The following is a 6,634-nucleotide window of genomic DNA, read 5'->3' as shown; positions in this document are numbered from 1 at the left end:
GCCGCGTCCAGCACACACTGGCCGCGATCACAAGGGTCGGGAGCCGACTTCGTCGGGTATCACAAACAGTCCCGGTACCCGGCCGACGCGTCGGCGGGGGCCGTTAGGTTGAAGCGCTGCGCTATTCGGGCGGAAGGAATCTCCATGACCCCACCACCCATCCCGTCGCCGGACCTGATCGTCTCCGGCAGGCCCGCGTCCACGCACCTCAGGGATGTTCGCACGATTTCGCGCCGGATGGTCGGACACTTCGTCCAGAACGTCGCGCCCTGCGGAACCCTGCCGGGCGAGGCGCTCAGTGGTGATGTGACCACGGTGACCAGGGTGTGTCTGCAACTGGCGATGCGGATGCTCGACGGTGACGAGATCGGCGAGGACATCGACAGCGTCGCCACCGCCGCCGCTGGCTGGGCCCGCGAGGGCATCCCCATCGACACCATCCAGCACGCCATCCACGAGGGCTTCAAACTCAGCTTCGAGGTCATCCAATCCCAGGCCAGCGCACAGGATTACGCCAGCCTGGTGAAGGTGGCGCGCCGGTTCATGGAAATCCTCGACACCGTGACCGCGGCCGTCTCCTCGGCCTATGTGCGCGAGCTGCGCGCGGTGGTCAGCGAGCACCACACCGCCGCGCACACCCTGACCTCGGCGCTGCTGGCGGGCAACAGCACCTCGACCATGGTGCGCGAGTGCGGGATTCCGCTGGTCGAGGAGTACCACGTGCTCGCGCTGTCGATCCCGCCGCACCGCGACGAGCACAACCCGGCCCTGGACGCGGGTGTCGTCGCACGCCGCAAACTACGAAGACTGCAAGCCGAATTGGCCACCCGTTGCGGTGAGAGCGCGCTGTCGCTGCTCAGCATCGACGGCGGCACCGTCCTCATCCCGGTCACCACCTGCGCCGACGACGGGCTCGACGATCTGGTCGCCGGACTGTCAACGGCCGCGCAGGTGCCGGTCCGCGCCACCGTGGTGTCGGCCATCCCCGCCGAGATCCCACAGGCCGCCGACCAGGCTCACGAACTGCTGGACATGGTGCACCGGATGCACAGCGAGTCGGGCCTGTACCGCTTCACCGATCTGGCACTCGAGTACCAGCTCACCCGTCCCGGGCCCGCGCTGGAATTCCTCGGCTCGCTGCTCGACCCGCTCGAGGAGTATCCCGAGCTGCTGGAGACCTTGCGCGTGCACATCGCCACCAACCTGAACCGGCAGCGCACCGCGCGCCTGCTGCACGTGCACACCAACACCGTCGACTACCGGCTCAAGCGCATCGGCCAGCTGATCGCCTTCGACCCGACCAAGCCCGCCGGCCTGTGGTACCTGCGTTCGGCGCTGGTCGCCCGCACCCACCGGGGCAAGGACGCCGTGGCGCCGCCGGATGTCGCGGGGGTGCGCGCTGCGGCCCCGATGCGCAAGGCGTCGGCCGCGAACGGGTAGCCGGAACGGGTCCGGCCGCGTTCTCGCCGGACCCGGCCGCGTTCCCGCCTGGAACCCGGCTACGTTCCCGTCGTGATCGTGACCGGTTCCAGGCAGCTGGCCGCCCCGTCGACCAGTGAGCACAGCGCCGGTTCGCGGGTCGGGCGGTAGTCGGCGGGCACCCCGCCCGCCCGCGTGATGGCGCGATAGGCCTCGACGGCGTCGGTGGGCGTGCGGGTCAGGCCCGGATCGGTCAGCACGTCGACGGTGTAGAGGCCGAATCGCGGGGTGTAGGAACCCCATTCGTAGTTGTCGGTCAGCGACCAGTAGTTGTAGCCCATGACGGGGATGCCGTCGGTGATCGCGCGTTGCAGCCAGTACACGGTGTCGCGCAGGTGGTCGGCGCGGCTGTAGCCGTCGGCGCGCGGCCTGCCGTTCTCGGTCGGCATGCCGTTCTCCACGATGTAGAGCGGTTTGCCGGGGAAGGCGCGGGCGTAGTGCCGCAACGCGTAGTAGATGCCCTCCGCGTGCAGCGGATTCCGCCAGAGCTCGTCGACGCTCCACGGCTCGGTCAGCGCCGCGGGGGACAGGCCGTAGTAATAGTCGATGCCGACGTAGTCGAGCCGGCCACCGAACTTGTCCAGCAACGCCTTGTTGGCCAGGTCCTCGACCGTCGGGATGTAGGACACATTGCTGGTGACCATCGCGTCCGGCTGGACGGCGTGGATGTGATCGTAGATCGCGTTGTGCGCCTGGGCGATCCGATCGTGCATGGCGGGTGCCTCGGCGGCGGCGAGCCTGCCCTCGGTCACCTCACGCACCTGGTAGACCAGCGGCTCGTTGAAGCTCACCCACAGCGGGTCGGCGTGCGCGTAGCGGTCGACCACCCGCCGGGCATTGGCCAGCCAGGCCGCCACCATCCCCGGATCGCTCCACCCGCCGCGATCGAGTTGCCAGCCCGGGTACACCCAGTGGTCGAGCGTGATCATCGGCCGCATGCCCGCGGCCATGATGGAGGCGACCACATCGTCGTAGAAGCGCAGGGCGTCCTCGTCCCAGCGGTCCGGCTCGGGCTGCACCCGCGCCCACTCGATGCCGATCCGGTAGACCTTCACCCCGAGTCGCGCCGCCAGCGCGATGTCGGAGCGGTACCGGCCGCCGAAGTCCACCGAGTTCAGGTACGGGTCCGCCGTGTGCCCCTGCTCGACCCGCCGTGACCTGTTGCTGTCCGGCGCGTCACCCTCCGACTGGAAGCCGGAAGAGGCCACGCCCCAGAGGAAATCGCCGCCGACAGGCGCGATCGTGGTCGACGTGCCCTGTGCGGGCGCCGTGGTGCCTGCCAGGGCGAGGACGCAGGCGGCGGCCAGCGCGAGGAGGCTCGATCGGCGACGTGCGGTCATCATGCTCCTGTCCCGGAGCGGGGCAGTGCGGCGCTGACGGTCGATATGCCCGGCTCCGGTGGGGTAGTGGGTGCTGGGGGCGAGTATCGCATCCCAGGGGGAGGTGAGCCCGCCGGGTGTGGGAAATCCCCTGTGGGGCAGTCCAATCGGCGAGTGATCTGCGGATCGGCGCCGAGAGCGGCGGGATCTCTCTCGACGTAAATAAAGTGTCGATACGTAGATATGCGCATCTGATTATGAGAATCCATCAAAACCCTGCCGGGCCGCATCAGCGATACTCACCTCACACAACGCAAAGACAGTCAGGGGAGGCGGGCATGCCCTCGGTCGAATTCGTCAGGACGGCACGGCCCCGGTGGCGGCGTACGGGCGATGCGCGCTTCCCGGTCGCCGCGCGCGTGGCCGGGAAGTGGTGGGTGCTGCGAATCAATCCGTTCCCCGATCACGATCTGTGGACTCTGTTCGTGGACGGCGCTGCCCGGTTCGATCTGACAGCCGTGCCGGAGTCGTGGGGGGAGCCGTCGCAGACGAGAAGACGTCTCTGGCCTGGTAGGGCGAGGAGGGTGTTGCGGCCGGTGCGCGGGTTCGCGGTCTACGGCAGCGAGGTGGGCGAGCCGTGCGACAACCCGTTCTGCTGCGGCTGACCCGAGGTCACCGGTGGCCGCGGGTCTCCAGGGTGGCGTGCAGGTAGTTGTGGTCGGAGCGGTCACCGCTGTCGTCGACGCCCGCGGCGAGGACGGTGAGGCCGCGGAGCACGATGTGGTCGATGTCGCGGGAGCGGTTCGGGTCCGGTCGGGGCCTGGTCGGCGGCGCGGTGTCGGGCAGTTCGGCGACGGCGAAGTCGGGCAGGTGGGCGGCCACGGCGTCGCGGGAGGCGTTGAAGTCGCCGAGGACGATCATCGGCAGGCCGCTGTGCGAGCGGGCGAAGCGGGCCAGGCGGTCGAGCTGGCCGCGATTGCGTCGTGCGCCGCTGAGGTGCGTGGCCACGACGAGCAGTTCACCGGTGCGCACGGCGAGGACGCCTTTGCCCGGATCGTCGGGAAAGGCCTCGGCTGCGACCATCCGGCCGGGCTCGTCCAGGACCAGGGCCAGGTATTCGGCGGGCTCGGTGAGTTCGGCGGCCACCCGGCGCGGCGTCGGCATGCGCGGGTAGCGGAAGAAGCGGACGGTGCGGTCGGGCAGGGCGATCCGCAGACTGTTGAGCAGGTCGCCGCTGACTTCCTGCAGGGCGATGATCTGCTCGGTCCTGCCCGCGATCCATTCGGTGACGGCGGTGATGCGCGCGGCCTCGTCCGGCCACCGGTGCGGCGCCTCCTCGCCCCAGTTGTCGGCGTGGATGCGGTGCAGGACATTCCAGGTGGCGACGGTGATCATCGTCCACCGATGCTACCGACCGGTCGATGCCGATCGGCGTGGGCGCGTCGCGGTTCGTGTGCGGCGCGGCGCGAGCGTGCCAGGATGGGCGGCATGGCCGCGAACCCGTTGCCCCGGATGGCTCGTCGTCTCGCCCAGTGGCGGTGGGTGATGCGCACCGCGCCGGTGGTGATGCGGGTGGAGCGGCTGCTGCGGCGGCTGACCCGGGGCCGGATGGGGGTGCTGGACCTGGCCGGACTGCCCGCCCTCGAGCTGACGGTTGCCGGTCGCAAGACCGGCAACCCGCGCACGACGGCGCTGCTGTATGTCCCGCTGGGAGCGGACTTCCTGGTCATCGGGTCGAACTGGGGCAAGCCGACGCACCCGGTGTGGTCGGCGAACCTGCGCGCGGCCGAGACCGCGGTGGTGCACCGTGCGGGTGAGCGGTTCCTGGTGCGGGTGGAGGAGGTGACCGGTCCGCGTCGCGAGGAGTTGTGGGCGGAGGCGGTGCGGTTCTGGCCCGGTTACGAGATGGAGTGCGAGCTCTCCGGTGACCGTGAGTTCCGCATGTTCGTGTTGCGCCGCGACGACGCCACGTGAGCGCGGATCGGTTCGAGTGCCGCGGCGAGGGTGGTGACGCCGTCGGTGGCGAGGAAGTGGCCCGCCGCGGGGACGACCGTGGCGGTGGTGCCGAGTTCGGCGGCGAGCCGGTCGGTGTGGCCGGTGGGCACGTAGTCGTCGGCGTCGGAGCGCAGGACGGTCAGGTGGTCGACGCGTTCGCGGAGATGGGCGGCGTCGATGCCGTGGCCGATGAAGGTGTCGAGTTCGGGGAGGGCCGGTAGCGGTTCGAGGAAGCCTGCGACCAGGACGAGGGCGCCGACGCGCGTCGGTGGCGGCAGGGTGGCGAGGTGGCGCAGCACGGTGAGGCAGCCGAGGCTGTGGGCGACGATGATCGAGCCGCCGTCGGGGGTTCCGATGTCGGTGGCGACGGCGCGCGCCCAGTCGATCGGGTCGGGGGCGGTGGGGCCGGGGAGGGCGGGAACGGTGGCGGGAATGCCCTCGGCGTGGAGTCGTGCGGCGAGCCAGGGGAACCAGTGGTCGTCGGGGGTCGCGCGGTAGCCGTGGATGATCGAGGCGCGTCGCGGGGTTGTCGTAGCTGTCATGTCGGCTGAGATTAGGGCTTGACGCCGGTGTGAAGGTCAAGCCGGAGAGCGGGGTTGTGGTGCTGATCGGTGAGCTGGCGCGGCGGACGGGTGTGAGTGCGCGGGCGTTGCGGCACTACGAGGAGCGCGGGCTGTTGGTTCCGGCGCGGGATGCCAACGGGTATCGGGTGTACGCGGAGGCGGATGTGCTGCGGGTGGCGCAGATCCGGGAGATGATCGCCGCGGGGTTGAGCACGTCGGTGATCGCGCGGTATCTGGACTGCGCGCGCAGCGGTGACGACGGGTGGTGGCTGGAGTTGTGCCCCGATCTGCGTGCGTCGTTGCGGACGTTGGCGCGGCGTCTGGATGCCGAGCAGCGGGCGATCCGGGAGAAGCGGCGGCGGTTGGTCGAGCTCGCGGGCCGGATGGGCTCAGAGGCCGAGTTTGGTGACGGCGTTGTCCTGGAGGGGGTCGGCGGTGCGGATGTAGCCGTGGACGGTGCGCGGGTTGGCCCAGCGGCCCTGGCGCATGATCTCGCGGTCGCCGGCGCCGCCGAGGGCGGCCTGGGTGGCGAAGCCCGCGCGTAGGGAGTGGCCGGAGAAGAGGGCCGGGTCGAGTCCGGCGCGGGCGGCGTAGCGTTTGACGAGTTCGGCGACGGCGCGGCCGGACATGGGGCGGTCGCCGATGTGGCCGTGGCGGGAGATGGTGGGGAGCAGGGGGTGTTCGTCGTGGTCGGCGGGCAGGCCGGTGAAGCCGTGGCAGCGGTGGATGGCGGGGTCGGGCCGGGGGCTTTCGCAGTGCTGCCGGACGGCGGGTGTGCCTGCGCGGTGGTGGTTTTCGAGCAGGCGGAGCCAGTCGGTGTAGGCGCAGACGGGGCAGGTGCGCGGGTGGCGGCCGCGCGGGACGGCGACGCGGTGTTCGGCGGTGCCGGTTGGGTCGGTTTTGGTGGTGGGCAGGTGGATGAGTAGTACGGGCTCGCCGGTGGTGTGGTCGGTGCGGACCTGGATGTCGCCGAGGCGCAGGCCGGCGAGTTCGCTGCGGCGCAGCGCGCCCGCGAAGCCGATGAGCAGGGCGAGGGTGTCGCGGCGGCGGGCGGGTTCGGTTGGCCAGCCGGGTTCGGGGAGGCCGTCGAGGAGTTGTTCGAGGGTGTGCAGCAGGACGGGGCGTTTCCTGGTGGGGGCGGTGCGCCGGGTGCGGCGGATGCCGCGCAGGGTGAGGCGGACGACGTCGGAGCGGGTGGGGGAGGGCAGGCCGTTGGCGGCGTGGACGGCGGCGATGGCGGCGGATCTGCGTTCCAGGGTGGCGGGGCTGAAGGCCCAG

At 70.8% G+C, this 6,634-nt stretch carries 7 protein-coding genes and 1 pseudogene; 4 read left to right on the top strand and 4 right to left on the bottom strand.

Annotated elements, in window-relative coordinates; genetic code table 11:
• The first annotated feature begins 144 nt into the window (after positions 1 to 144).
• Positions 145 to 1,440, top strand: a complete 1,296-nt coding sequence (locus QH283_RS29760) for a PucR family transcriptional regulator (RefSeq protein WP_280506233.1) — start codon at positions 145 to 147, stop codon at positions 1,438 to 1,440.
• 59 nt (positions 1,441 to 1,499) lie between these two features.
• Here the strand turns inward: QH283_RS29760 and QH283_RS29755 are convergent, their stop codons facing one another.
• Positions 1,500 to 2,822, bottom strand: coding sequence for a family 1 glycosylhydrolase (locus QH283_RS29755; RefSeq protein WP_280506232.1), 1,323 nt, complete (start codon positions 2,820 to 2,822; stop codon positions 1,500 to 1,502).
• Between the two features lie 314 nt (positions 2,823 to 3,136).
• Between QH283_RS29755 and QH283_RS29750 the strand changes: the two genes are divergently transcribed.
• Positions 3,137 to 3,463 carry a hypothetical protein gene (locus QH283_RS29750; RefSeq protein WP_280506231.1) on the top strand — a complete coding sequence of 109 codons (327 nt, stop codon included), beginning with the start codon at positions 3,137 to 3,139 and terminating at the stop codon, positions 3,461 to 3,463.
• 7 nt (positions 3,464 to 3,470) lie between these two features.
• Here the strand turns inward: QH283_RS29750 and QH283_RS29745 are convergent, their stop codons facing one another.
• A complete protein-coding gene (locus QH283_RS29745) occupies positions 3,471 to 4,193 on the bottom strand; it encodes an endonuclease/exonuclease/phosphatase family protein (RefSeq protein WP_280506230.1) in 723 nt (240 codons plus the stop codon).
• Positions 4,194 to 4,286: 93 nt separating this feature from the next.
• Between QH283_RS29745 and QH283_RS29740 the strand changes: the two genes are divergently transcribed.
• The gene (locus tag QH283_RS29740) at positions 4,287 to 4,772 is read left to right on the top strand and encodes a nitroreductase family deazaflavin-dependent oxidoreductase (protein ID WP_280506229.1); all 486 of its coding nucleotides are present in this window, start codon (positions 4,287 to 4,289) and stop codon (positions 4,770 to 4,772) included.
• Here QH283_RS29740 and QH283_RS29735 read toward each other — a convergent pair.
• A complete protein-coding gene (locus tag QH283_RS29735) occupies positions 4,697 to 5,335 on the bottom strand; it encodes an RBBP9/YdeN family alpha/beta hydrolase (RefSeq protein WP_280506228.1) in 639 nt (212 codons plus the stop codon). The two genes, QH283_RS29740 and QH283_RS29735, sit on opposite strands and share 76 nt — an antisense overlap.
• A 29-nt stretch (positions 5,336 to 5,364) precedes the next feature.
• Between QH283_RS29735 and QH283_RS29730 the strand changes: the two are divergent.
• A pseudogene (locus tag QH283_RS29730) lies at positions 5,365 to 5,535 on the top strand (MerR family DNA-binding transcriptional regulator); the annotation flags it as partial.
• A 210-nt stretch (positions 5,536 to 5,745) separates the two neighbouring features.
• On the opposite strand, the gene QH283_RS29725 reads toward QH283_RS29730, so the two are convergent.
• Positions 5,746 to 6,634, bottom strand: an 889-nt coding sequence (locus QH283_RS29725; RefSeq protein WP_280506227.1) for a site-specific integrase, incomplete at its 5' end; no start/stop codon positions are given.

Origin of the sequence: Nocardia farcinica (assembly GCF_029867845.1) — a bacterium.
Classification (GTDB): domain Bacteria; phylum Actinomycetota; class Actinomycetes; order Mycobacteriales; family Mycobacteriaceae; genus Nocardia; species Nocardia farcinica_A.
Note: the sequence above shows the minus strand (reverse complement) of the source record. Positions and strands in the feature narration are given on the sequence as shown.

Bases quoted from the DNA above. Each gene is read 5' to 3' on its own strand.
- QH283_RS29760 (WP_280506233.1), top strand. From the start codon at position 145: ATGACCCCACCACCCATCCCGTCGCCGGACCTGATCGTCTCCGGCAGG.
- QH283_RS29755 (WP_280506232.1), bottom strand. From the start codon at position 2,822: ATGATGACCGCACGTCGCCGATCGAGCCTCCTCGCGCTGGCCGCCGCC.
- QH283_RS29750 (WP_280506231.1), top strand. From the start codon at position 3,137: ATGCCCTCGGTCGAATTCGTCAGGACGGCACGGCCCCGGTGGCGGCGT.
- QH283_RS29745 (WP_280506230.1), bottom strand. From the start codon at position 4,193: ATGATCACCGTCGCCACCTGGAATGTCCTGCACCGCATCCACGCCGAC.
- QH283_RS29740 (WP_280506229.1), top strand. From the start codon at position 4,287: ATGGCCGCGAACCCGTTGCCCCGGATGGCTCGTCGTCTCGCCCAGTGG.
- QH283_RS29735 (WP_280506228.1), bottom strand. From the start codon at position 5,335: ATGACAGCTACGACAACCCCGCGACGCGCCTCGATCATCCACGGCTAC.